We start from the raw sequence: 24228 nt of genomic DNA on the forward strand, positions 1-24228 counted from the left end.
TTGAGCATGCAAACTCCGACGTCTTTCGCCCTGACGGTGCTATTGGTCGCAGCGCCTGCATTTGCCAGCACCGGGTTACACCGCGGGCCGCTACCGATCACGCCGGGAACCTATGTTCGCGCCGGTACGCCGTGCAACGACCCATCGCTCGCCGCGATCTTTGCCTATGATGGCCATGCGCTGTCGGGACCGCATACCAGTCAGTGTCACAGCACGCTGATCTCGCGCCACGGAGCGACCTATCGCGTCCGAACCACATGCGCGGCGATGGGCGACGGGACCGAAGCACGCGCGCAATCCGAAACGCAGGTCTTTACGCTTCATTCGACGACAAGCCTCTCACGCCACAACGATCGCGACGGGGCCGAATATCGGCTGTGTCCCGGCAGTACGCCGCCGGTTCCTCACGGATGACCAAACGCAATCGTTAAATCCCCCTCCCGGAGCACCGTCATGGACAATCCGAAACGTCGTGAATTCCTGATCGCCGCTACTGCGCTCGGCGTCGCGGTCGGCGCTACTGCACACGCTCAGGCCCAAGCATACGGCAATCCCGACTTGCCACCCGAAGGCGCCCTGAACGCCGCCAAGAACCCTGCGACCCACGATACGGTGATCGGACCCCAGAACCCGACGCTAGCGGATCAGTTTCCTTCGTCGTCGAGCCCCCCAGCGACCGACGTGGACACCTTGCCGATGTTCTGGGCATCGTTCAACAACGCCCACAAACGTATCCAGAACGGCGGCTGGGCGCGTCAGGTCACGCAAGCCGACTTCGCGATCTCGACGACGATCTCCGGCGTCAACATGCACCTCTCCGCCGGTGGCATTCGTGAGCTGCACTGGCACCTGACCGCGGAATGGTCGATCATGACCCGTGGTCGATGCCGGATCACCACCATCGATACGCAAGGTCGGGCCAGCGTCGACGACGTCGAAGCAGGCGATCTCTGGTATTTTCCCGCAGGACTGCCGCATTCTCTCCAAGGACTTGGCCCCGAAGGTTGCGAGTTCGTGTTGGCATTCGACGATGGCGCGCAGTCGGAGAACAACACGCTGTTGCTCAGCGAGTTCATGGCGCACATCCCGCCAGACATTCTGGCCAAGAACTTCAACGTCCCCGCAGATGCGTTCAAGACGATCCCGCTGAACAGTAAATGGATCTTCCAGGGGCAGGAACCCGGCACGCTCGCCGCCGACCGTGCCGCAGCGCACGTCGTACCGGGCGCCGCACCGGTCATCTTCCACCTTTCCCGATCGAGCCCACGCCACTCCACGACGGGTGGCACGATCCAGATCGCCGACAGCCAGAACTTCCCGATCGCCAAGACCGTCGCAGCGGCACTCGTAACCGTGAAGCCCGGCGGCCTGCGAGAGATCCACTGGCATCCCAATGCCGACGAATGGCAATATTGGATGCAAGGCCAAGGACGTATGACGATCTTCGACAATGGTCCGAAAGCGACGACGATGGACTTCAATGCCGGCGACGTTGGCTATGTGAAGAAAAGCCAAGGGCATTACATCGAGAATACCGGGACTGGCGACCTCGTCTTTCTCGAGATATTTCGTGCGGATCGCTACGAGGAGGTATCACTCTCGAACTGGCTGACGCACGTGCCACCCGGCCTCGTCGCACAACATTTGAACATTCCCGCGTCGACGATCGCTCATTTTCCCGTCGGCGGACCGGGCGTCATGCCGGTCTAACGCTGATAGCAACAGACCTTCCTAGCTTTGTGGCAGGAAACACGGCAGGCCTTTGGCTCGCCAATAGCTAGAAAGACTGCTCATGTGCTTTTCGGCTACTGCCAGCTTCGTCGCTTCCGGCGTGCTGGCGACGATCGGTGTGGCGACGCTGCGCCACGTTCGCGAGCCACGCGCGCTACTCTTCGCAGCCGTACCGCTGTTGTTTGCGGGGCATCAATTCTGCGAGGGGCTCGTCTGGCTGGCATTCCATGGCATTCTGGGCCGCGTTGCGCTCGACCATGCCGTGCTCCTGTTCATGCTGTACGCCCTGGGCGTCCTGCCAACGCTCATGCCAGCAGCGGTTGCGTTGATGGAACCGCCTGGCTGGCGTCGTATCGCGATCGTTGGACTGACCCTAGCCGGCGCGTTCGTATGCGCCTGGAATATCGCGGGGCTGATCCTGTTCCCGATCCATGCCTTCGTCGAACATTTCTCGATCGCATATCGCAACGCGATCACCAGCAACATGATAGTATCGGTGGTCTACATACTGGCGACGTGCGGCGCGCTGTTGCTGTCGAGCCACCGGGTCGTCAGGACGTACGGTGTCGTCAACGTCGTCGGTCTGACGATCGTCCATCTGGTCAAAGGCTATGCCTTCGCCTCGGTTTGGTGCTTCTACGCCGCCATCCTGAGCGTGATGCTGTATTGGCAGTTCAACCGTCGGCAGATCAACATCGGCACACCCAACGACACGTCCACGCCGCATGCCCCCTTCCTACTGACATGGTTGCGAGGATCCCGCTTGGCGGCGGCACCCCGCCCCTGAAATTCCTTCGCGGATGCACAAAATAAATCAGGCTTTGTAAGACATCCGTCAGCATCGCTTCTCATCTCTAGATTGCTGCAACGATGCAGCGTCGACGGTCGTGAGCCGGGGCATCGCCCTTCGATCAAGACCCGCATGAAGAGAGAGAAACGTCATGGTTACCCTGTCCACACTTGCAGCCCGTAGCGCTGCGCTGATTGTCGCCGCCGCGGTTTCGGGCGGCATTCTGGTCGCCTCGCTCGGCGGTTCGGGCTCGCCTGCTTCAGCGGCAGGACTGAGAGCCTACCCTCCGTGCTCGAAGACGGTCGTCGACGAATGCCAGCAAAGGGTTCTCCCAACCCATGCGGCGAACCAGCACGCGGCCGCTCCCTACATTGCATCATCGACGACTGCGTCGTGAGGTCTCACGCTATCATCGTCGCAGCCTTGGCTGCGACGATGCTCGCAGGATGCACGACCATGGGGTCGGGTGTCGGCGATTCGCAGGTTCCTGGTGAATCCGCGGTCTTCAACTGGACCGCCAAAGGCCCACGCGATGGGACAATGACCGCGGTACTCGCCAACGGCACGAGCTACACCGGCCCGTTCTTCCAGGTAACGAGCGAAACGCAGGTCGACGACCTCGCGCCATTATGGCTCGGCTGGGGCGGCATCGGCTGGGGCGGCCGTGGCGGCCGCGGCAATTGGGGTGGTTGGGGCGGGGGTGGTTGGGGCGGCTTCAACGACTGGGGACCGAGCCAGCAGTTCGTCACGCACTACTCGGGCAAGGTGCTCGCGAACCTGCAGGGCGGCGACGGTCGGATGCGCTGTCGGTTCGTTCTCATACGTCCATCAGATGGTATGACTGGCGGCGGTCAGGGCCAATGCGAAGCCCCAACCGGCGGCAAGATCGACGCAACGTTCGCCGCGCAGTAACCGGGTACGGGCGATCCGCCCAACAGGGTCGCCCACATCCCCCGCCCCGCCACTTCAGCCGGGAAACCGGCTAGGCGTCGCTGGGTTAACCGGACTGCCGACGAGGCTCAGCAGATCCCGCATGGCCTGGAGCAAGGCGATTCCATGCGGCCCGGCAATGTAACGCGGTTCCCAGGCGGGCGCGAATTTGTCCTTGTACGCACGCAACCCGCGGAAGCCGTAAAAGCGTTCGCCGTGGCGGAAAATGAAGGCGGCGATCCGCGCCCATGCCGGTGCCAGCCGACGGTCCTCGATACCCGATAACGGCGCCACCCCCAGCGAGAAGCTCGTATAATGCTGGTCCCTCGCCCACAGCATCAGGTTGGCGAACAGAAAGTCCATCGTCCCCGAGGGCGCATCATCGCGGTGGCGCATGAGGTCGATCGAGATTTCTGCTTTGTTGGGTATCGCCCAGATATTGGCAAAGGCGATGAGCCGCCCCGAGAGTTCGACTACGCCGACGTCGAAATTGCCCAGATACGCGGCATCGAAACGCCCCAGGCTGAACCCCTTCTCCTGCTGCCCCTTGGCGCGCAGCCAATCATCGGAGATGATCGAAAGTTCGGGTAAGATCTCCGCCAGCTCGGCCGCAGGCACGATCCGGAACTGCGCGCCCTTCTTGACCAGCGTGCGTTCCGATCGACGTATTCCGCGAAGGCACGGCCGATCGAGTGAGAAACCGGGGAGATGGACCAGTGCCTCCTCACCATATTTGACAACGCTTAATCCCATCGACAGTGCCAGATCGAGCGTCGGCGGCGAAATCTCGTAGAGCACGAGGCGGCCCTGCTCGCGATCGACGAGGTCCCTGATCTGCCATAGCAGATCGTCCCAAGCTCCCCGCGGTCCCACGGGATCGCCCATCACGATCCAGGTAGCGCCTTGCACCTGATACATCAGGAATGCGTCGCGATCCGCGGACAAGATGAAACGCTTGTCGCCGGTCAGCGCGAGCATCGCGTCGCTCCGCACGGCCTGATCGAGCACCGTCCTTGCAGCAGCCAGATCATCGAGCGGGACAGCATCCAGGCGGCCGACTGCCGTGGGAGCCAGCAGCTTCCAGCCAACGCCGATCCCGAGCACGATCGATACTCCCAGCAGGCCGCGCAGAAACCGTGGTGCATCGGCGTCGAGCGTGAATTGCCACCACAGGTCGTTGGAATAGGGAATTTTGCGGTAAGCAAAGAACCCCGCCCACGTCGCGAGGCCGATGACAGTCGCAACCGATCCGAACCAGGTGAACCCAAATGGTTGGCTGGTCATCGTCGTTCGGCGGTAGAAGCCGTGGCGGGTCCACTGCAACAGACCGGCGAGCGTGAGGCATATGATCGCCTCTTCGTAATCTATGCCCTTCGCGAGCGAAAACACCGCGCCCGCTATCAGCAGCGCGCGGGTCGCGACGAAAGCCCCGTCGAGCCGGCGATACAGCCCCGGCGACAGCAGCAACAACGCCGTCCCCACCAGGCTTGCCGCGACATGGCTTGCCTCGATGAACGGCAGCGGCAGCAGCGACGACAGCACGCCCATGCGATCACGCAACGCCGGCAGAGATCCCGACAACAGCAGCATCCCGCCACCGACGAACGTCGCTGCGCTCAGCACGATCGGCGCCAACCCGCTCGCCACGTCGCGCGCTTCGCCAAGCAGGCGCAACGAAGACCGCACCCGCCTCCCCTCGCTCCACGCCAGCATCGCGATACCGATCGCCAGCGGCAGGAGATAATAGATGACCCGGTAAGCGATCAGCGCCGCGAACAACGGTGCCCGGTCGATCGGCAACAGCGCCAGCATCGCCGCCTCGAACACGCCAATCCCGCCCGGCACATGCGCGACTACAGCCGCCGCGATCGCGCATGCGTATGCCAGAAGAAACAGCGGGAGCAGCGACGGGGATAGATGCGGGATCAGGACGAGCAATGCCGCGCTGGAGAACAGCACGTCGAGCACTGCCACCCCGATCAGCGCGACCGACTGTCCTGGCCGCGGCACGGGCAGTTCAAAGTCCAACACGAGGACTGGCTGCCGGACCCTGCCTGATATCCAGACGGTCGCCACCCCTAGCAGCAATACCGCAATACCAAGCCCACGAAGGCCAGTGACGCCTAATGCATGTCCTATGACGACGAATGGCGTCGCATCGAAGGCGGCTGCAACCGCCGCAACGGTCACGATGCCCGCCCAGAACGCCCCGCTCGCGATGCCGATCACCTTGGCGATGCTGGGGCCATCCAGACCCGCGCCTGCGTAGGCGCGGTATCGCACCGCACCACCCGTCAAAAGCGGCATTCCGAGATTGTGACTGAGCGCGTAGCTGGTGAACGACGCGAATGCTGCCGTCCGCCATCTTTGCGGATGCCCTACCACGCGGAGCGCCAGCACGTCGTAAAACGTCAGCGCCAGATAACTGCCGGCAGACAGGGCCAGCGCGGCAACGATCTGCGTGATCGAAAGCGTGTGCACCGCATGCCGGACGTCGGCAAAACTGATGTCGCGCGTCAGTTTTTCGAGCGAGACAAAGCTCAGCGTGATCAGCACGCATCCGACTGCGATGCCCAGAGCGAGCCGGTGACGAACGAACCACGCGCGGAGGTCAGGCACCCGGCATCCGATCTACCCGCGTCCAGATCTGCGATTTGCAGAGCAGCCCGCCAAGGATGCACCCCTTGATCTGCAACGCGTTCGCCGACGTCTGGACGATTTTCGAATATAGATGCTTGCCCATGTCGACGACGAAGACCGTGCCTGACCAGGCTCCGGACTCGGTCCGCTGGTAATTCTCCAGCAACTCGGTTCCGACAAGCGTGTCGGTACCGCCATCCCTGGCATCCGACTGCGCCTGCGGGTTGGCCCAAGCGATCCATCCACACAGCTTCGCACCGCACGGCCCGGTCCGGACCACGACGGTCCGCATCGGATTGATCCACATGCCCTCTACGGACGGATTGCCAGCGGCGGGACTGCCAGCCGGAGCGCTGCTTTGCGCCATCGCGGTTGACGGTACGCCGACCACGAGAGCAGCCGTTAAGACGACGATCCACGACCTCATGAGAGACTCCTCGACTGATTGTCGAAGAATGGTACCGCGACGCGTCTTGCCCCAGCCTTTGCCGCGGCTGAACAATTGGTAATGAAACGCCGGGGGATCAGGAATTGACGGCGATATCCCTTAGCAACGTTGCCGCGACAAGAGTGGTATCTTCATCGAGAAAATGATCCCCGGGCAGGCTGACCTGATGAACGTTACCGCTGTCCCAGCCTTTGCAGAGACTCTGTGCTTCGGCGTGGCCACGAATACATAGGACTGGCACCCAATCGAGCCGCCGGGCCGCAGGCAGCGCCGAACCGTCGTTCTCGAATTCGAAGATCCCTCCCGGGGTTGCGCGCAACAGCATCGTCTGGCTCGGCACGATCAATTCGACGACGGGAACCCGTACACGCAATTGGTGCGGCAATGTCTGGAGACCGAACAACAATGCGTTCGCGCCGAACGAATGGCCGATAAGGACGACCCGCCTTGCCCCGGGCAGCGCGAGCGCTCGAACAACGGCATGGCGGACGATAGTGCTCACCTGATCCGGTGAACGTCTGTGCGAAAATGCGGTAAGCGAATTGACGCCGATCACGGTGATTCCCTGCCCTGCAACGTGCCGCATGATCGAGCGCCCCATCCCAGCGTTCAGTCCAGTGTCGCCCGAAAAGAATACGGCAACCGTGCCGGCTTCGGACGGTGGGGCGGGCGCGCTTGCCGGCACGAGAAGATAGATTGGGCCGTGCAGATAACCGAGATACCAGGCGAAGCCCGCGCTGCCGATCGATAGCAGGCTAAAAGCCATCAGCACTATTGTGACGCTACGCCGAAACCGGGATCCTGGAAGGCGTCTCATTGCGGTCATACTCGTCCGGTCAAGAGTTCAGGGTATAGGTGATGAGGAAGCAGGCTGCTGTCAGCAGCAGCATCGCGACGATGAAGGCCCCGTCGGCCAAGCGTTCCAGCCGGTACAATCGGACCCGGGACTGGACGCGCAACGCAAAATACGAAGCCAGCGTGGTGATCAGGAACAACAGCGCGTCGCCCGAGAGCAGATCGTCAACGATCGTTTGTTTGCCACCCATCGCGATCGACACGTGCAGCAGTTCGATGCCGGTCAGGCAGACGCCGACCATCATCGCAGCGATCGGGCAGATCAGCCGGCACGTCTCCTCATCCAACAGGATCTCAAGTCGGGGCGAGCGCACATGCCGCGCATGCGGCGGGGCTTTACGAAGATATTCCATTCAGAATGTCAGGCTGAAGCCGACGGCCCCGGACCATTGGTCGGCCCTGCCAACATCGGCGACGATCGGGGACCGGGCATAACTGCCGAGTAAGCGGGAATAGCCTATTGTGCCAAATACACCGAACCCATGCGTCAAAGTACCGCGCAGCGTGTGTGCCGCGAGCAAGGCAAGGTTCCAGTCCTTCCAGCCTGCCTTGCCCGCGCCGTCATACGCCCTAAGCCCGCTGGCGAGGCTTTGTGGCGCCGTCACGTCGTAATAATAGGCGCCGAAACGACGACCGACGTGATCGGCGCCGGCCGAAAGACTGACGTAGTCCTTGTGCGACAGTGGAGTCGCGTAGCTGATCGCGGGGCTGAATACCGACCCGCCATATGCCCCCGATATGTCGTGCTGCCATGTGACGTTAGCCGACAGCGTGTCGTAGGGACTGGTAACTACGCCGGTCCGCTGGATGCCCGCCCAGACGCCGGGCTCCCACGCAGTCTTCAGGTCGCCCAGCGCCGCGACCTGCCGGTTGCCGATCCGCGACGTTCGATCGAGCCGTACGTTCAGGATCGGTCCCACCTGAAGCTTCCATCCCGGCTTGCCATCGTCAGGGATGAGATCGACCGATAGCGAGGTACCCTGCGTGCTGAAGGAATAGCCCGCGACCTGCCCCTGCACCGCGACGCCCGGTATGACCGTCATGTCGCGCGATCCGATATATCGCGGCGTTATCGCCGGGCCGACCGCGATCGTGATCCGGTCCTTGCCGAGGTCGGTATCGTCCACCGCGCGCGCAGGTAGATCCTGCGCCACGGCAGCGCCAAGGACACAAGGCCCGCATAGCATCACGGACAACAGTGCGGCCAACCTCATGATCAATTCCTTCTTTCGACAGGAACTGCCTTGCGGGTCCGCGCACTACCCCGTGCTAACCGGAACATTAGCGAAAGTTCATGCCCCCGCCCGAAGTCCGCGCGGAATAAACCTCTGTATGATCCCGTCCCCATCGTGCTTCGGGCATCGCCGTATCGAGACGCCGGGATCAGGAGCGATACGATGACTTCGACTTTGCACGCCGCGGACCGCATCGCGCCAAGGACCGCGATCCTGCCCGCGCAACGCGCGCCAACAACCGCGGACGAAATCAACCACCGGATTGCAAACAGTCTGCAGCTGCTGGCGGCCATGGTTTCCGCCGAAGCCCGCACCGTTGCCGATCCCGCAGCTCAGGCGGCCCTCGACATGACAGTTCGTCGCATCGCCGCGATCGCGCGAGTCAACCGCCAACTCTATCAGCAGTCCGCAGTCGCGACGATCAACCTCGATATCTACTTGAGGGAACTAGGCGGCGATCTTGAAGGCAGCTTCGGAAATATCGGCGCGGGTCGCAGGATCCGCGTCATCGCCGATCCGGTCTCTGTGAAACCCGATCATGCCTCCTCCGTCGGCATTCTGGTATCCGAGCTCGTCACCAATGCCTGCAAACACGCCTATGCACCTGACGCACCCGGTGACGTCCATGTTCGCCTGGCGGGATCGTCCCGCGGATACCGCCTCGAAGTCGAAGACCGCGGCAATGGCAAGGGCGCATCGTTCTTCGGTAATAGCGGCCTCGGCCAGCGCCTGGTTGAAACCATGGCGGTGCGGCTTGATGGCAGGCTTGTCCATGAAGATGCGAAGCCGGGTACCAGACACGTACTCCACGTCTCTCATGCATAGCGACATTTGCGAGGTCGTGACTTCTATGGAAACGCCTCAACAACCTGGAAGAGTACGATAATACCTTGGTTTGCATTACGACTCTCAAGTCGTTCGGCCATGACATCGTCTACCCCAGAGTAAAATACCCTGGGCAACACGGAGACAGTCATGACGAACATCGTTGACGGCCTGAGCCGGCGCAATATCCTACGCGGCGCAGGTGTTGCTTCGATCGGCGCTGCGCTGTGCCCATTCGCCGCAGAGGCAGCCAGTGCTGAGGTGCCAGCCCCCTTGGCGGCGTCGCAATCGGCCGATCACGCCACGGAAACGATGTCCGTGGACGCTATCGACGCGCTAGAAGGGGCGTATGGCCACCAGCATGGTCTGCGGCGTAATCACACCAAAGGCGTTGGCGCACTTGGCTATTTTATCGGCAATCCCCATGCTCAACGATATTCGCGATCCTCGCTATTCTCAGGACGCAAGCTGGAAGTCGTCGCGCGGTTCTCGATCGCGGGCGGGGATCCCACCGTGTCAGACAAGGACCTGAGCCCGCGCGGTATCGGGCTCGAGTTCCGGCTGCCTGGCGGCGAACTACATCACATGACGATGCTGCATACGCCGATGTTCTTCGCCCTTATGCCAAAGACGTTCATCGACAAATTTATTGCGCTCAAGGTCGATCCAGCCACGCACGGTCCCAATCAGGTCGCGTTCAAAAGTTTCCTGATGAGCCACCGCGACAATGATGCTCAGTTTGCGTTTCTTCATCAGAACAACCCACCACCAAGCTATGCCAACTGTGCGTTCTTCGGCATTCATACGTTCCGGTTCATCGATGCGAACGCCAAGGAGACGATCGTACGATTCAGGTTCCAGCCGCATGATGGCGTGAAATACCTGTCCAAAGCCGCCTTCGACTCGGCGTCCGACGAGTTCCTGATCCCGGCATTGTTCGAGCGCGTGAAGAGCAGTGCGATAAAATGGGATATGATCGTCAGCCTCGGCGAGCCCGGTGACACGCTCGACGATCCGACGATCCTGTGGCCAGCCAGCCGATCCGAGTTCAATGCCGGCACGCTCGTTCTGGAGACCGCGACGCCTGATCCGCAAGCAGGAAGCTATAAGATCAACTATGACCCGTTGATGATGTCCGACGGGATCGCCGCGACGAACGACCCGGTCCTCCTGTTCCGCTCGCCATCCTACGCCATCTCACACGAAAGACGGCTGCGCGAGCTGTAGGCAAACGCTATAAGCGGGGCGCATCATACAGGGGCGCCCCGGTAGGCCGGCCATCGCAATCATGCGCGACCGAGCATGTATCCTACGCCGCGCACGGTCTGTACGGCTAACGCAACGCCTTCTGTTTCCAGTCGCTTACGCACCCGGTGCACGTACACCTCGACCGCATTCGACCCCAGCACGTCGCCTGAGCCGAACAGCTGGTCCTCCAGCATCCGCTTCGGCACGACATGATCGAACCGGCGCATCAAAAGCTCGAGCAGCTCTCCTTCCCGAACCGACAGGTCGAGCATGCGGTCGCCCGTGCGAAACTCGCGCGTGGCTGGATCGAGCGACAAGTTGCCGGCAACGATCCGCTGCCCATCCGAGCGCGTGTCCCGACGGAGCACCGCCTGCACGCGCGCGTGAAGCTCGTCGAAGTGGAACGGCTTCACGATATAATCATCCGCGCCCGCGGCCAGACCCTCGACCCGGGCTTCGAGTGCACTGCGACCGCTGACGATCAGGACGGGCTCGCTCCGATGCTCCGCCCGCAGTCGCCGCAGCAAGTGCAAACCGTCCTCATCGGGTAGCCCCAGATCCAGGATCGCCATCACATACCCGGTCGTCCGCAGCATGATTTCGGCATCCAGTACGCTATGCGCCAGATCGGCGTGAATATGACGTCGCGCAAAGGCATCGCGCATGCCCTCGGCCAGCACGACGCAATCCTCGACGATCAGGACGCGCATGATCGAGGCCTCGCACATTGGACCGTTGCAATAGGATAAAGATATTCGCGGAAAGGATAGATGGCTTCAACTCCGGCAATTTTACCCTGTGATCATGCAGCAATGATCCGGTGCCTTTCGTGATGGGAACATTACGATTTACCAATGTCGCCCCTCAACGATCCTTTATCCCATCGATGATGCTTTCAATCATACCTTGATGCAGGCTGCCGCCCCGAGATCTCATGAGATAACATTCAAAATATGAGTTCTGCTGTTTTTTTGAGGTATCTGCTGTGCGCTATACGAAACTATTCGCGGCACTAGTTGCATTGACGAGCTATACCGGCCTGACTCAAGCGCAAGATAACAATCTTGCAGAGCCTGCGGCGAACGACGAACCCATCGATCTGACATCGCGTCAGGCGCCTTGGGGGCGATCCGATATCGATGTCAGTCGGAAGGATCGCCTATACTCGGTCGATGCTTCGTCGAGCTTCGTTGCAGTGACGGACCCTGTGCGCGGCAGACTGCTCGGTTTCATTCCGCTCGATAAGGGCGCTGGTCTATCGGCCGTGGTCGAACCGACGCTGAACTTCGCGCCAGACGGCAGGACGCTTGCAATAAACCTGGTGCGATCCAGCACGGTCGCATTCCTCGATACGCGGACGAACACCGTGCGGCGTAGCGTGATCGTGGCGGGCATCCCGGCAGGCGCATTCTACACGCCAAACGGCAAAGAGGCGTGGATTCCGGTTCGTGGCAGAGACTATATTTCTGTCCGCGATGCAAAAACTCTTGATGAGCTTGCCAGGGTTGCCATTCCGGAGGGCCCCGGTTTGATGACTTTTTCGAACAACGGTCGCTACGCCTATGTTTGTGCAATGACGGGATCACGCCTGATCGTCGTCGATACCGACAAGCGGGCGATTATCGCGCGCGTAGCCAACAATTCGAACTCATGCTCGAGCATAGCATCCTCTCCCAATGGGCGGCAGCTCTGGTTTACGGCCAAAGAGGCGGGCCAAGCGGTGGCCTTGTCGACGAAACCGCCATTCGCGGTCCTGCGCACGGTCGATACCGGTCCCCGCAGCAACGCCGTGAACTTCGTGAGCAACGACGACGGGCAGTTTGCCTACGTGTCCGTCGGCGGGCTTGGCGTCGTGAAGGTGGTCGATGCGGACACGTTCGATACTGTCGCGACACTGCCGGTCACAGGAACACCCCAGGGTCTCTGGCCGTCGGGCGATGGCAGCCTGATGTACGTGGGTCTTGGCAACCGCAATGCGATTGCCGTGATCGATACCGTCAAGCAGAAGCTGATAGATTCGCTGCCTGTCGGTCAGCCAGCACAAGCCGTCGCCTATGTTCCATATGCGATCCGATCGGGGCACGGGTTGGTCAATTTGCACGCCACCGCCAAAGGCGCATCGTCGAGTGTCCCGGCGGCGGGGTCAGATCGGTAGTTGGCCGCCCGAAGTCGTCCGCATCGACAAACGCATCGAGGCAATCAGGCCGGGCTTTCCGTCACTCAGGCTTGCATCACCGTCATGAAGTCGGGCGACCGCAGCCACCAAGGCCAGGCCGAGGCCGGCGCCGCTGTTCGGATTCGCATGATCGAGACGACCGAAACGGCGCATCGCACGCGTTCGTTCTGCCGGAGGAATGCCCTGCCCCTGATCGGCAACACTGAGGATGACGTCGGTCCCGTCCGCCTCGATCGCTAGCGTGATAACCCCAGCACCGTATTTCAACGAGTTCTCGATCAGATTGCCAACAGACTGGGCAAGCAGTTCCCGGTGGACGGGGGTCACGATCGCTGGCGCTGGCGTCACACGCAGGACCCGCCCTTGCTCCTCGACGATCGGACCATAGATTTCGGCGATGGCCTGAAGTTCGTCATAAAGGTCGGTTTCCACGAAAGTTTCCATGCCGATGCCGGCCTCGGCTCGCGCAATCCGAAGTGCCGCATCGACGATCGTCAGGACGCGTTCCCCCTCGACAAGAGCTATGCGCACATCGCCCTGCACCTTTTCCTCCACGAGCATGGCAACTCGTTCGAGCGCCGCGCGCTGTCGAGTCAAAGGCGATTTGAGATCATGCGCCAAGCTGTCCGTGACGATCTTCAACTCCCTGACCAGCAGTGCGACCCGGTCGAGCGTCTGGTTGGTCGCTTCCGTCAGCGCGGCAAATGCATCCTTTGCAGGACCAGCCGGAACACGGCGATCGAGATCCCCCTGCCGAACCGCCACCAAGGTTGCGACCGTCCCCCTCAACCGGCGTCTGACCATCCAGGCAGCAAGCCAGGCCGCGACACCGGCAAACAGGACTGCGAGTAGCAGCCCGATCGCAGCAGCACGTTTCAGGAAACCCAATACGCGCGTCTCGTTCTCGATAACGCCGCCCGTCAGCAGCCTTTCGCCCGTAGGCAGCGACGTCGCGCGAACCCACATTCGCTCAACCGAAACGTGGTTCGATCGCACCAGCGCAACCATGACGTGCCGGTCGCCGACCGTGACGGCGTCAGGCCAGTGCGTCAGGTTGCCTGCCAATGGGCGCCCCTGTGCATCGGCGAGCAACAGGACCGCGTCCGTCGGGATCATGCGCCGCCCGCGCATCTGGACCGCGTCCCGAAGCGCCGGCACCCCGCCCCGTGCATAGGTGAACAGCAAATCGTCACGCAGCACGTCGGCGCGTGCGGACTCGGCCTGCTCGATTTGTCGATGCACGACTGTTCGCGTCACGAGCAGCAGTCCCACCCCCGCGGCAACCTGAAGCAGGAAGACCAGCGACGCAAACCGCATCGTGGTGGATCGCCAGTTCAAGGCGAAGCGCTCAACCGGTAGCCGACGCCGCGCACGGTATGCAGGAGAGGCTTGGCCGACCCCGCATCGACTTTCTTGCGAAGCCGGCTCAGGTGGACGTCGATGACGTTCGTGCCTGGGTCAAAATGATAGTCCCAGACGCCTTCGAGCAGCATCGTCCGCGTAACGACCTGATCGCAGTGGCGGAGCAAAAACTCCAGCAGGCGAAACTCGCGAGGCTGGAGGTCGACGACTTGTCCGGCGCGTTTCACGCGGCGAGTGAGCAAATCGATTTCGAGATCGTCGCACCGTCGCGACGTATCGACACTTGCCGCCGAGGCACTACCTCGGCGGACCAGGAGCCTAATGCGTGCGAGCAGCTCGGCGAACGAGAATGGCTTGGCCAGATAATCATCGCAACCTCGGGTCAGTCCATCGGTGCGATCCTCTGGCAGGCCGCGTCCGGACAAGATGATCACCGGCGTTACGACCCCTGCCGCACGCAGGGCGGCCAGTACTGCCATGCCGTCCATGCCTGGCATCAGCCGATCAAGGACAATGCAGTCATAACTACCATCGGTGGCGTGAAATAGTCCGTCCCGGCCGTTGGCAGCGCGATCAACGACGAAATTCTGTTCATCGAGTCCGTTGCTCACATACCGCGCAGTCTCGTCATCATCCTCGATAATCAAGATTTTGTTCGTCATGACACGGCCTATTCCCATTGCTTCCGAGCGATGACGCGCGGCTGTCGATAATCAGATGGCGTTGGGCTGGTGCATTCGATGATGCGATCAGCGTCATGATCATAGCCTCGTCGGCAATCCCATTGATCCATACCTGTGTATGATCGAGGAAGAAGATGAGTGATGCCACTACGCGACCCAGGCGCTGCAGATCGCAACGCAACAAGACACGGCCAAGTAATCAATCGATGCTGAATCCAACCATATGTTAAGAGCGCTAATCTTATGATTGGTCATGGTCCGTCGAGAGGCGTAGCATTCTGCCGATTGCGATCAAACGATACTGATCGCGGCGGGAGGCTGACTTGCGCGGAGATATCCAATCGAGGCGGCTGGCACGCCAGTTTCACATGATTGCCGCGGTGATGCTTGCCTTGGCGATATTTGCGCTCGACGTGCTGAGCCCGCTGCAAGGCGCCGCTGCCGTGCTCTACACCACGGTCATCCTCGTCGCCGCGCGCAGTCACGATCGACGGCTGATAGTCCTCGCCGGCGGCTTCTGCTTCGTGCTTTCGCTTGTCGGCTATTATATCAGCCATTGGGGCTCGACCGACGATTCCCCCGCCATGCGCCTCGGCGTGAGCCTGATCGCGATCGGCATCGCAACCGTCCTATCCGCCCGTCATCAAACCATGACCGAAGCAGGTGCTCGGTCCGATGCCCGCTATCGCTCAATCTTCAACGCCGCCGGCTTTCCAATTTGGGAAGCGGACTGGTCGGTCGCGCACTCGCTGCTGAAGGGTACCGATCAACCGACGGTTGCATTCATCCGTGATATTTCGCCAACCTCGAGGATCACCGACGCCAACGACGCTGCGGCCCGCCTGTTCGGTCTCGACCGCAAAGAGGATCTCGTCGGCGGCAGCATGGAGCATTTTCACACGCCGGAGGCGGAAGCCGCGTTGGCACGGATTTTCAGCAGCCTGATGACCGGGCAAAACCAGATGGAGGAGGAGGTCCGGTTCAGGACGCATAGCAAGGAGCATATCGACGTCGTTCTGCGTGTTTCGGTTCCCGTTGCAGAGCAAAGATGGACGCGGATCCTGGTAATGGCGATCGACGTGACGGATCGAAACCTTGCGCAAGCAAAGTTTGAAAAATCGCAGGCCCAACTGATGCACGTGTCGCGTGTGACCACGTTGGGCCAGCTTGCCGCGTCGATCGCGCATGAAGTCAACCAGCCGCTGGCAGGCATCATAAACTATGCGAAATCAGGGCGACGCTGGCTTGTCCGCGATACACCGGACCCGGCAGAAGCACTCGATTGCCTCGACCACATTGCCAAGGACGGCAAGCGCGCCGCCGACGTCATCAGTCGGGTGAGGACGCTTGCACAGAAGACCGCGCCGAACTCCGAGCATATGAGCCTTCAACCACTCGTGGATGAAACAATCGCACTGCTTGGCCGGTCCCTGTTAGCAAGCGGGGTCACCGTCAGCATATCGGCCCCGCCGTACGTACCCGCGGTAATGGGTGACCGAGTTCAGATCCAACAGGTCTTGATGAACCTCCTGCTGAATGCGGAACAGGCGATGCGGTCGACTCCGGTCGGGCACCGCGACTTGTGCATCGAACTCACGGTGGAGCGCGACAAGGTGCTGATAGAAGTATCGGATTGCGGCGCCGGTATCAGCGGTGATGCAGCGCAAAATCTATTCTCGCCATTCTTTACGACCAAGCCGGACGGGCTCGGCATGGGTCTCTCGATCTGTCGTTCGATCGTCGAAGATCATGGCGGTTCTCTTTCGGCGACCAATAATCTGGTCCGCGGGGCCACCTTCAGGTTCCGGCTGCCGATCGCGGAAGCCGAGGGACGGGAGGCTGCGTGATGTCTGACACTCCTCCTGGATGCGTTTGCGTGATCGACGATGACGACGGCCTGCGCGGATCGATCGGCAGCCTTCTTCGCTCGAGCGGGTTCGTCGTGGCGCTGTATGGCAGTACCGACGCGTTTCTGGCAGCAGGTGTTCCTGAGGTTGCCGCATGCTTGGTGCTCGATATACGTCTACGCGGCGAGAGCGGGCTGGACTTTCAGGATCGCCTGCTCGCCGACGGGATCACGATTCCGGTCATCCTCATCACCGGGCACGGCGACATTCCGATGACGGTCCGCGGCATGCGCGCAGGCGCGATCGATTTCCTGCAAAAGCCCTTTGAGGACGAAGACCTGACTGTCGCCGTAACCAAGGCGATCGAAACGGATCGTTCACGTCGTTTGGTTGCGGCAAGCGCTGCCGTGCTGCTTGACCTTTATCGCGGGCTGACGCCACGGGAGCAGGAGGTCATGGGTTTCGTCGTCACGGGCTTGATGAACAAACAAATCGCGGCGCGTATGACACTGTCCGACATCACGGTAAAGATTCACCGCGGCAGTTTGATGCGCAAGATGAACGCGCAGTCCCTAGCCGATCTGGTGCGAATGGCGGAGCTGCTCGGCATCCGCGACGACAGTATTCACAGGTATAACGCTTGAGTATGATTCAACGGACGCCGATGGTCAGCTAACCGTGATGTTCTAACACGATAAAATCTTGACTGTGGAGCATGGTGTGTCTGGTTTACCGACTATCGCGATCGTTGATGACGATCCCGGCATTTTACGCAGTATCGACAGTTTGATCAGGTCCGCGGGTATGACCGGCACGGTGTTCGATTGCGCCGAAGCCTTTCTGGAAGCGTCTGGACATAGCCATTTCGATTGCCTGGTAACCGATGTGCACATGTCCGGCATATCCGGGCTGGACCTGCGGGAAGAATTGATACGACGCGGATCGCCGCCGCCGACGATCATCATGACCGCTTTCCCTACCCCCGCCTTACGCGAACGTGCGCAGAGAGATGGGATTGGCGCGTTCCTGACGAAGCCTGTCGATCCGGACGAACTGCTGGCGACAATTACGGCAGCGTTGAGCGCCACGAGGACAACCGAGACAATGCTGTAAGTCCCTAAACGAGCATTCCTCGCGTGCGGAGCCACCCGGAATACCAGGAAGGCCACGCCCCCGTCGACGTGTTTGGCGAGCCCATACCGAACCCGTGACCGCCGCTCGCGAGCCGGTGCAGCTCGACGGGGATATTCGCCGCCCGACACGCGTCTGCCATGATGATCGTGTTCTGCGGATTCGAGATCGGATCATCCACCGCCTGGACCAGGAAGATCGGCGGACATTTCGCCCGGACATGCGTCTCGACCGACCATTCGGCACTCTCGGCGGCGCTCGGTCTAGAACCGATCAGCACGCGGCGCGACGATGTGTGATCATAGGGCGGTTGCAACGTGATGATCGGATAGATCAGCGCGGCATCCTGCGGTCGTCCCGAAAACGCATCGATCGCGTCGGCCGGCGGGTAGGAGGCAAAGCCGGAGCGGGTTGCCGCGAGCCCCATGAGGTGTCCGCCCGAAGAGAACCCCAGCACGCCGAGCCTGGACGGGTCGATCCTCCACGTGTCAGCGTTCGCCTGTATCATTCGTAGTGCCCGTTGTGCATCCTGGAGCGGCGCCAACGGTCCTGCATTCCAGCCCTCCCCGGGCAGGCGATACCGCAGAATGAACGCGGTAATGCCGTGGGCTGCCAGCCAACTTGCTGCCGGCCTTGCCTCGCTTGCCATTTCGATCCGCTTATAGCCTCCACCGGCGGCGACCAGCACCGCTGCGCCGTTGGGGCGGCTCGGCGCAACCATTTCGATCGTCGGCATCACGATATTCGTCACGGCGCCCGTCGCACCGATTAACTCAGCGCCGCTCGGTCCCCCACCTCCGGGCGGACTACGCCATAGCGGTATGCCAGCCGCCGAGGATGCAGTAGCGCTCGTTCCGCCGAGTATCGGCGCCAACATTGCAGCTCCCCCTGTTACGAGAAGCGTTCTGCGATCAAGCATTGCGAACTCCTTACAATAGTGCGGCAAATCGTACGACGATCAAACAAATGCCGATCGCTCCATCGTGACGTCAACGATGCACATAGACGCATATCGCTGCGACTTCGGTTATCAACGGGGCATAAAGCATCAATAAGCTGCCGCTTTCGCGCCATCTGTACTGAAGCTATTTCTTACGACTGAGTATTATACGGGGTAACGCTACACCTAAGTATACTTTTCCAACTCGGCCCAACTGGATAATTACCGGTTGTCGGGCAGTCTTCCCCCTCCCCCCACGGACTGCTCGACACCCCTCGCAAAACTAACCGTAACGCCGCCTCGGTAGATGCGGGAGGGCGTTACGGTGATTTTTGCTCCAAGCGGACTCCCGCCTCCTGGCGGCGACTGCGCCATTGATATCCAGCAAGATCAAGAGGTGGACGATGCGAATTGCCCTTTTTGCGGCCAGTGCGACCCTCCTCCTGATGTCCTGCGCCGACGGTGGCAAACTGCCGCGCTGCGGTGACGGCTACAGCGTTGCGTCGCCCGCGATCGGGAAGGCATTCGTACGCGATTTGACCTCACGCCTTGCCGGACCAGATCGTGAGAACACAATCGCCGAGGCGATCCGGCAGATGCGATCGAAGGATCCGACCATTGCCACAGACGATGTCGTCGACGTCGTCATCGCCGCCGATTGCCCGAACGTCACGGCGCGCGCCGATGCCGACCGGTCATCGGATCTTGCTCACGTCGCGGCGCTGAGGGAACAGGTTTACGCGCTCCTTGGTGAAGCCGCAGCTCCCTGATCGGGATCGTCGCAGCCCCCCCCCTTTTTCAGAACGTCGTCGCGGGGCGCGGACAACCACCCCCTAGAAACGCCAAATTCCGAGACGTCACGTCCCAGCAGTGCGAGGTACAGATGACCCGTCCCGACATCACGCTACCGACCCCGAACGATCGGCTGGAGACCTTGTTTCTTGAGAATTATCGAGCGCTACTCGGATTTATACGCTCGCGCGGTACCGGCGAAGCAGCGGAAGATATTGTCCAGGAACTCTGGTTGAAGGCTCGCTGGACGGATGCAAGGGTCCAGACGACACCTCTTCTCGATGACCCCCGCGCGTTCCTTTACCGCATGGCTATCAACCTCGTTGCCGATCATTACCGCACTAGACTTCGCCGGCAGCGGCGTGATGGCCTCTGGGTGGAGTGTACTGGACCAGTAGCAATCGGCAGTTTCGAAGCATCAGCCGAAACGACCTTGATCGTCCGCGAGCAACTCAGCGCTGTCGAAGGCTGGCTGACCACGATGGGCGCGCGCGCATCCGCCATATTCAAGCGCTATCGTATCGAAGGTGCCAGCCACGCCGAAATTGCACGGGAACGGGGCATCACGGTGAGCGGCGTCGAGAAGCACCTCTGCCGATGCTATCGCGCGCTGGAGCATTTACGCTGCGACCTCGCAGTTTAGATCCAGCGACAACGCCGCGGCGTACCTCGCATTACAGGGTTCAAGGATCGGGATATAAGGATGCCGCCCCCCAGCAAAACTGTACCAGCGCAGTTGCGCGCGATCCTTCAATTCGACGCGTATGCCGCCTTGATCCCTTTGCCGGGTATGGCGCTGCTGCTGTTCGGGGGAGTCCAGCTCCATGAGCAGATCGCCGCTGGAATTGCGGCGGGCGCAGCCTATTCCGTCGGCCTTGGCGTAACCAAGAAATTTTGGCGAAGTCGTAGCTACGCAGTGGTTCTTACCGGCACTGGTATGACGGCGGTGGCGTTCATTGGCACGCTTGTCGGCAATGACCCGATCGTCGAGCTTGCCGCCACCGCTATACTGGGCGCGTGCTGCGGCGCGCTATCACGCCGTAACGCAGACCATTGGTGGGCGTGCCTGCAGATCATCATCGCCTTTCTGCTGGCCGCAAGCTTCCCAGGTACGGTTACGGATGGGGCGCTTCGTGCCGCAATCGTTGCCGGAGGTGCGGCGCTTCAGTGCGTCAGCGTCATGGCGATGATACATCTCATTGGCGAACCCCGTCCGACAATTCCCGGCCCCGCCGATCATTCGAGCACGGTCGAAGTCCGATTTCACGCGTTGCGCGCGGCCATCTGCATATCGGTCGCACTCCTAGCAAGCCGAACGGCTGGCTTCGCCCACAGCTATTGGGCGCCCATGACCGCGATGCTCGTTCTGAAGCCGGGACTGCGTGATACCGCCGGCCAGGGACTGGAACGTATCGCCGGGACAATCGCAGGGATCATCGTTGCGTCGGGCCTGACGCGTATCGCACCCTCCGACGCCTGGACGGCAACCTTTGCAATCCTCACAGCGAGCGTTTCATTCGGTCTCCAGCAGGCACGATATGCCGTGTTTAGCGCAGCCATCACGACCAGCGTTCTTCTGATGATCGCTTTGGCGGGTGGAGCCTTACCAGGCGCAGACCGGGAAAGGCTGCTGGCCACGTTGCTGGGTGGGGCGATCGCCTTGGCCGGTGCCGCAATCGCCCCGCGCTGGCGCACCAACAAGAACAGCGGCGGCGATCACCTTTGAACGAACAGTCCATGCATGTGAGGAGACCGCAGCATTGACCCCCGTTCCAGTAACGGAGCACCGAGAGAGATGTACACCCCCACCGAACTCGTTCCGTTGCTGGAAACCCTACGCTGATACAAGATCGTGCTGACCGTATAATGAAATGCGTCGTTCCGAGGCGAACGACACGTATCGACGACGATCGGCACGAGATCGCCCTTTCATGCCTATTAATAGATTTTGCCTGATCACTATACAGGTTAGATTTTCAGATATGTTGATTGATATACCTTTGTATACTTGGGCAGCACCCGCACATTCTAATAGATGGAACCTATTAGCACGCATAACGGACGCAATCACACGCTTGCTAGTGATACCCACAACCGATACTTGGCCAAGAAAGATCATCCTCCATGAAATTCCGGTCCAAACTCGTGCTTGCAGCCAGTGCTTTACTGGCGACGACTCCAGCGGTGGCTAGCGCCGAAACCGTCAAGAACATCGTTCTTGTCCATGGCGCATGGGCGGATGGCTCGGGATGGAAACCGGTGTTCGATATCCTGACGCGCAAGGGCTATCACGTCACGATCGTTCAAGAACCGCTGACGGACTTTCATGCGGATGTCGCCGCAACCACGCGCATTCTGGCTGCCCAGGACGGGCCGACGATCCTCGTCGCGCATAGCTACGGAGGATCGGTTATCACCGTCGCGGGAATGGACTCGCACGTCGTGGGCCTGGTCTATGTCGCGGCACACGCGCCCGACGTCGGCGAGAACGAGGCCGCGATGGGTGCCAAGACGCCAAGTGCCTTGAAGAACTCGCCGGCAGCCACGCAAAAGACTGCGGACGGCTTCACGTATTTGACCCGGTCGATGTTCCCCGCATTCTTCGCTGCCGACCTGCCGCGCGAACAGGCCGTTTTCGAGGCGCAATCGCAGGTTCTGACGGCGGCAAGCGTCTTCACGACACCGATGACCGCCGCCGCATGGAGATCAAAGCCCAGTTGGGGCATCATTGCCGGATCGGACAAGATCATCAGTCCAGAATTGGAAGCATTCTACTATCGGCGCGCCAACAGCCACACCTCGACACTCGTGGGCGCCAGCCACTCGGTATACGAGTCTAGACCAAACGAAGTCGCAGCGGTTATCGAAGCGGCCGCGAAAGGCGCTTCAGGGAAGACGAACGACGCCCGGCCTTGATAAGTGGCTTAGCGAGAAAACGTTCCTCGCGAAATCAGTTTGGCGGTTGCCATCATTCCGCTTGGTACAAGTCGCTCTTTGTCAGGCAGCAACACTGGTACTGCACCATACGCGGTCGAGACCGGCCACGACTTACGCCGTTGCTTCATGACAGGAAAGTCTCAGCGGGTAATGCGATCGAACGCTGGGAAGCCACCAGATGCTGCAGACCGGCGCCCCCTTGATCCAGCCAAGGCGAGGCCCTCTCTTAGTCGCAGCAGAGTTGTCCTACCGCTGCTCGCGTTTTGGGCGGGTGCCGCAGCTGCCTTTGCTTTCTCGATGTTGGGCGGAATCTTCACCGCGAACATGACTGGCAACGCCGTATTGGCAGCAATGTTCGAGCAACCGACGTGTGGCACGGTCTTGATCGACGCCTTTTCGGCAATAACTGGCTTCACCATTGCCCTTTTCATTGGATTTCGGCTCACCCGCTCACCGCATGGCAACCCTGTCCATGCGGCACTAACGGCGGCGGCTGGATGCCATGTGATGGTAGCCCTGTTGTGGTGGTTTGGACCGCACACTCGCGGGTTCGTTTGCCTTCTGCTTTCTGGGTCCGCTGCTGGCATGGCCCTACAGACGGTTGCTGTGAAACGTGGCGGAGTCGAGCATGGCCCTCCAACGACGTATGTAACCGGTGTCCTGACGGATCTAGTACACGATATCGTCGGCGGGAATGCTGGCTGGACGAACTCCCGATGGCTACCGCTTGCCGCCTTGCCTTGCGGCGCGATCGCCGCGGTTCTGGTGACGACGGCGGCGCCCTCGCTGACGCCGCTCATCCCCATGCTGACTACTTTTGCGTGCATCGCGTTGATCTCGCGACATGTCGAGCCAGGACGGACGCCCCTCGGCCCTCAATCGCAATAGTCGTCGTAGACCTGATCGTCAGGGTCCCAATAGGGGCAGTTCTGATCGTTGCCGTACGGATAATATCCGCCATACCCGAGCAAGTTGCCGCCAAACCCGTAACCCAGCGGATAGCCGGAATATCCACCATAGCCGTAACCCGGATAATACCCGCGCCCATAGCCACCACGATACCCGTGCCCGCCATGATATCCATGCCCCCCGTTGGCAAATCCGTAGCCACCCCCAGGGCGGTATCCTCCACCGCCGGGTTGTCCACCATAGCCATGATTGCCACCACCATGGCCGCCACCACCGCCGCCGTGAAATCCTCCATCATCCGGCGCTCCCCCCGCGTGCGAACCACCGCCACCGTGCGAACTACCGCCACCGTGCGAACCACCGCCACCGTGCGAACCACCGCCACCATGCTGGGCCAGCGCTGGCGTTGCTATCAGAACCGCCAAACTGGATAAGGCGGCGAACAGGCCATTTGATGTACGCATTTCCATTCCTTCATTTATCTCCCGATCGATCTACATAGGCAGTGTCGAACATCATAAATATGGAACGCGCTTCAGCTTTTCGTATAGTTGAATTAGTTCATACAGCGCTGAAACATCTCTTCACCTAGCACTCGCTCGGGTATGTTCGCACATTACCGATGGCGTGATTCCATGCTCTGTACTTTAACTGATCGGCACGAGATTGGCATTTAACTGGTGGACCGCGAGAGTTTTCCTTATCCAATTGGAAGAGCGCCGCACTAACCACCCAAACGTTCGTATAGT

The 24228-nt window shown here is 60.7% G+C and carries 25 protein-coding genes; 15 read left to right on the plus strand and 10 right to left on the minus strand.

The annotated features are described in order from the left end of the window. Nucleotides 1-6: 6 nt before the first annotated feature. From AC59GX_RS07005 to AC59GX_RS07020, 4 genes are all read left to right on the plus strand, one after another. Nucleotides 7-414 carry a hypothetical protein gene (locus AC59GX_RS07005; protein ID WP_426279654.1) on the plus strand — a complete coding sequence of 136 codons (408 nt, stop codon included), beginning with the start codon at nucleotides 7-9 and terminating at the stop codon, nucleotides 412-414. A gap of 39 nt (nucleotides 415-453) precedes the next feature. Next, the gene (locus tag AC59GX_RS07010) at nucleotides 454-1710 is read left to right on the plus strand and encodes a cupin domain-containing protein (RefSeq protein WP_426279655.1); all 1257 of its coding nucleotides are present in this window, start codon (nucleotides 454-456) and stop codon (nucleotides 1708-1710) included. Nucleotides 1711-1792: 82 nt separating this feature from the next. Beyond that, nucleotides 1793-2518: a DUF6629 family protein gene (locus tag AC59GX_RS07015; protein ID WP_426279656.1), complete on the plus strand. Its 726-nt coding sequence runs from the start codon at nucleotides 1793-1795 to the stop codon at nucleotides 2516-2518. A 396-nt stretch (nucleotides 2519-2914) separates the two neighbouring features. Beyond that, nucleotides 2915-3433 carry a hypothetical protein gene (locus tag AC59GX_RS07020; RefSeq protein WP_426279657.1) on the plus strand — a complete coding sequence of 173 codons (519 nt, stop codon included), beginning with the start codon at nucleotides 2915-2917 and terminating at the stop codon, nucleotides 3431-3433. A gap of 54 nt (nucleotides 3434-3487) precedes the next feature. Here AC59GX_RS07020 and mprF read toward each other — a convergent pair whose 3' ends face one another. The 5 genes from mprF to AC59GX_RS07045 all read right to left on the minus strand — a co-directional run bounded on the left by mprF (nucleotide 3488) and on the right by AC59GX_RS07045 (nucleotide 8608). Further along, nucleotides 3488-6070, minus strand: coding sequence for a bifunctional lysylphosphatidylglycerol flippase/synthetase MprF (gene mprF, locus AC59GX_RS07025; RefSeq protein ID WP_497301367.1), 2583 nt, complete (start codon nucleotides 6068-6070; stop codon nucleotides 3488-3490). Next, nucleotides 6063-6518 (minus strand): DUF2147 domain-containing protein, encoded by a 456-nt coding sequence (locus tag AC59GX_RS07030; RefSeq protein ID WP_426279659.1) that lies wholly within the window; start codon nucleotides 6516-6518, stop codon nucleotides 6063-6065. The genes mprF and AC59GX_RS07030 overlap by 8 nt, the downstream gene beginning before the upstream one ends. A gap of 97 nt (nucleotides 6519-6615) precedes the next feature. Beyond that, nucleotides 6616-7305: an AcvB/VirJ family lysyl-phosphatidylglycerol hydrolase gene (locus AC59GX_RS07035; protein WP_426279660.1), complete on the minus strand. Its 690-nt coding sequence runs from the start codon at nucleotides 7303-7305 to the stop codon at nucleotides 6616-6618. 70 nt (nucleotides 7306-7375) lie between these two features. Beyond that, on the minus strand, nucleotides 7376-7747 hold the full coding sequence (locus AC59GX_RS07040) for a hypothetical protein (RefSeq protein ID WP_426279661.1): 372 nt from the start codon (nucleotides 7745-7747) through the stop codon (nucleotides 7376-7378). Next, nucleotides 7748-8608 (minus strand): MipA/OmpV family protein, encoded by an 861-nt coding sequence (locus AC59GX_RS07045; protein ID WP_426279662.1) that lies wholly within the window; start codon nucleotides 8606-8608, stop codon nucleotides 7748-7750. Nucleotides 8609-8791: 183 nt separating this feature from the next. Here AC59GX_RS07045 and AC59GX_RS07050 point away from each other — a divergent pair, with 183 nt between their 5' ends. Together AC59GX_RS07050 and AC59GX_RS07055 are read left to right on the plus strand one after the other, a co-directional pair. Continuing rightward, on the plus strand, nucleotides 8792-9454 hold the full coding sequence (locus tag AC59GX_RS07050) for a sensor histidine kinase (RefSeq protein WP_253071159.1): 663 nt from the start codon (nucleotides 8792-8794) through the stop codon (nucleotides 9452-9454). Between the two features lie 150 nt (nucleotides 9455-9604). Next, nucleotides 9605-10681, plus strand: a complete 1077-nt coding sequence (locus tag AC59GX_RS07055) for a catalase family peroxidase (RefSeq protein WP_426279664.1) — start codon at nucleotides 9605-9607, stop codon at nucleotides 10679-10681. A gap of 59 nt (nucleotides 10682-10740) precedes the next feature. On the opposite strand, the gene AC59GX_RS07060 is transcribed toward AC59GX_RS07055, so the two are convergent. Beyond that, entirely contained in the window at nucleotides 10741-11412 is a 672-nt protein-coding gene (locus AC59GX_RS07060) for a response regulator (RefSeq protein WP_497301370.1), read from the minus strand. Nucleotides 11413-11723: 311 nt separating this feature from the next. Between AC59GX_RS07060 and AC59GX_RS07065 the strand changes: the two genes are divergently transcribed. Beyond that, nucleotides 11724-12857 (plus strand): YncE family protein, encoded by a 1134-nt coding sequence (locus tag AC59GX_RS07065; protein ID WP_426279666.1) that lies wholly within the window; start codon nucleotides 11724-11726, stop codon nucleotides 12855-12857. Here AC59GX_RS07065 and AC59GX_RS07070 read toward each other — a convergent pair. Next, nucleotides 12846-14195, minus strand: coding sequence for a sensor histidine kinase (locus AC59GX_RS07070; RefSeq protein ID WP_497301372.1), 1350 nt, complete (start codon nucleotides 14193-14195; stop codon nucleotides 12846-12848). The genes AC59GX_RS07065 and AC59GX_RS07070 overlap by 12 nt on opposite strands. 17 nt (nucleotides 14196-14212) lie before the next feature. Next, a complete protein-coding gene (locus AC59GX_RS07075; RefSeq protein WP_497301373.1) occupies nucleotides 14213-14902 on the minus strand; it encodes a response regulator transcription factor in 690 nt (229 codons plus the stop codon). 344 nt (nucleotides 14903-15246) lie between these two features. On the opposite strand from AC59GX_RS07075, the gene AC59GX_RS07080 reads away from it, so the two are divergent. From AC59GX_RS07080 to AC59GX_RS07090, 3 genes are all read left to right on the plus strand, one after another. Beyond that, the gene (locus AC59GX_RS07080; RefSeq protein ID WP_497301374.1) at nucleotides 15247-16770 is read left to right on the plus strand and encodes a sensor histidine kinase; all 1524 of its coding nucleotides are present in this window, start codon (nucleotides 15247-15249) and stop codon (nucleotides 16768-16770) included. Nucleotides 16771-16799: 29 nt separating this feature from the next. Then, the gene (locus tag AC59GX_RS07085) at nucleotides 16800-17414 is read left to right on the plus strand and encodes a response regulator transcription factor (RefSeq protein WP_426279670.1); all 615 of its coding nucleotides are present in this window, start codon (nucleotides 16800-16802) and stop codon (nucleotides 17412-17414) included. 76 nt (nucleotides 17415-17490) lie between these two features. After that, complete coding sequence (locus AC59GX_RS07090) at nucleotides 17491-17883, plus strand: response regulator transcription factor (RefSeq protein WP_426279671.1); 393 nt, start codon at nucleotides 17491-17493, stop codon at nucleotides 17881-17883. Nucleotides 17884-17887: 4 nt separating this feature from the next. On the opposite strand, the gene AC59GX_RS07095 is transcribed toward AC59GX_RS07090, so the two are convergent. Next, a complete protein-coding gene (locus AC59GX_RS07095; protein ID WP_497301375.1) occupies nucleotides 17888-18652 on the minus strand; it encodes an alpha/beta hydrolase in 765 nt (254 codons plus the stop codon). A 563-nt stretch (nucleotides 18653-19215) separates the two neighbouring features. On the opposite strand from AC59GX_RS07095, the gene AC59GX_RS07100 reads away from it, so the two are divergent. From AC59GX_RS07100 to AC59GX_RS07120, 5 genes are all read left to right on the plus strand, one after another. Next, nucleotides 19216-19611 carry a hypothetical protein gene (locus AC59GX_RS07100; RefSeq protein ID WP_426279673.1) on the plus strand — a complete coding sequence of 132 codons (396 nt, stop codon included), beginning with the start codon at nucleotides 19216-19218 and terminating at the stop codon, nucleotides 19609-19611. A gap of 113 nt (nucleotides 19612-19724) precedes the next feature. After that, nucleotides 19725-20276 (plus strand): RNA polymerase sigma factor, encoded by a 552-nt coding sequence (locus AC59GX_RS07105; RefSeq protein WP_426279674.1) that lies wholly within the window; start codon nucleotides 19725-19727, stop codon nucleotides 20274-20276. Between the two features lie 93 nt (nucleotides 20277-20369). Continuing rightward, nucleotides 20370-21359, plus strand: a complete 990-nt coding sequence (locus AC59GX_RS07110; protein WP_497301377.1) for an FUSC family protein — start codon at nucleotides 20370-20372, stop codon at nucleotides 21357-21359. A gap of 398 nt (nucleotides 21360-21757) precedes the next feature. After that, nucleotides 21758-22549, plus strand: coding sequence for an alpha/beta hydrolase (locus AC59GX_RS07115; protein ID WP_426279676.1), 792 nt, complete (start codon nucleotides 21758-21760; stop codon nucleotides 22547-22549). Nucleotides 22550-22867: 318 nt separating this feature from the next. Next, nucleotides 22868-23458 carry a YoaK family protein gene (locus AC59GX_RS07120; RefSeq protein WP_426279677.1) on the plus strand — a complete coding sequence of 197 codons (591 nt, stop codon included), beginning with the start codon at nucleotides 22868-22870 and terminating at the stop codon, nucleotides 23456-23458. On the opposite strand, the gene AC59GX_RS07125 is transcribed toward AC59GX_RS07120, so the two are convergent. Continuing rightward, the gene (locus AC59GX_RS07125) at nucleotides 23446-23943 is read right to left on the minus strand and encodes a hypothetical protein (protein ID WP_426279678.1); all 498 of its coding nucleotides are present in this window, start codon (nucleotides 23941-23943) and stop codon (nucleotides 23446-23448) included. The two genes, AC59GX_RS07120 and AC59GX_RS07125, sit on opposite strands and share 13 nt — an antisense overlap. Nucleotides 23944-24228 lie beyond the last annotated feature (285 nt).

It is taken from the genome of Sphingomonas sp. 320_CC, assembly GCF_059691795.1.